We start from the raw sequence: 654 nt of genomic DNA, 5'->3' as shown, positions 1-654 counted from the left end.
ACCCTCTTCCGCTATGACACCCTCTGCCGTCTGGTCGAAGCAAAGAACGATGATGCTACCGTCAATTATGAATATGATGAGGCCGGGCGCATTACTGCCGAAACCCTCAACGGCCGACGCACGGAATATACATGGGAAAAAGAACGCGACTATATCTCACAACGCACCACTGAAGGACTCACCGAACACTTCACCCGTGGATTAATGGGAGAGCTGGAACAGTGGCAACTGGCCGGCCATGCACCACTGACCTTCACCCACGACCTGCGCGGCCAGGAAATCACCCGACAGAGTGACACCGGCTTCCGCCAGCAACTGGGTTACACACCAACCGGGATGCTGACGCAGCAACAGGTCGGCAATCCGGCAGAGCTGAATCCGCACGACCGGCGCAACAAAACCCTGCAACGTCAGTGGCTGTACGACAAGGCTTACAACATGACCATGATTGCAGACTCACTGCGCGGTACCGCAGTTCACACCCTGACGGCGAACGACCAGATAAGTCACGCCACCTGGACCGGCAGCAGCAGTGTGCCGATGCGCGAAGAACGCTTCACCTATGACCAGAACCTCAATATCACCCGCCGCCAGACCTGGGTGAATGACGTACTGGAAAGTGAGGCCTACCAACAGCAGCAGCATGGCCGGGTC

1 pseudogene is annotated in these 654 nt (G+C 57.2%); it reads left to right on the top strand.

The window, feature by feature from the left end:
* Nucleotides 1-654, top strand: a pseudogene (locus tag MES37_RS24540) (hypothetical protein); the annotation flags it as partial.

Origin of the sequence: Buttiauxella sp. S19-1, from assembly GCF_022134725.1 — a bacterium.
In the GTDB taxonomy this organism is placed as follows: Bacteria; Pseudomonadota; Gammaproteobacteria; order Enterobacterales; family Enterobacteriaceae; genus Buttiauxella; species Buttiauxella ferragutiae.
The sequence above is the reverse complement of the archived record's forward strand: the minus strand, read 5'-3'. Positions and strand labels throughout refer to the sequence as shown.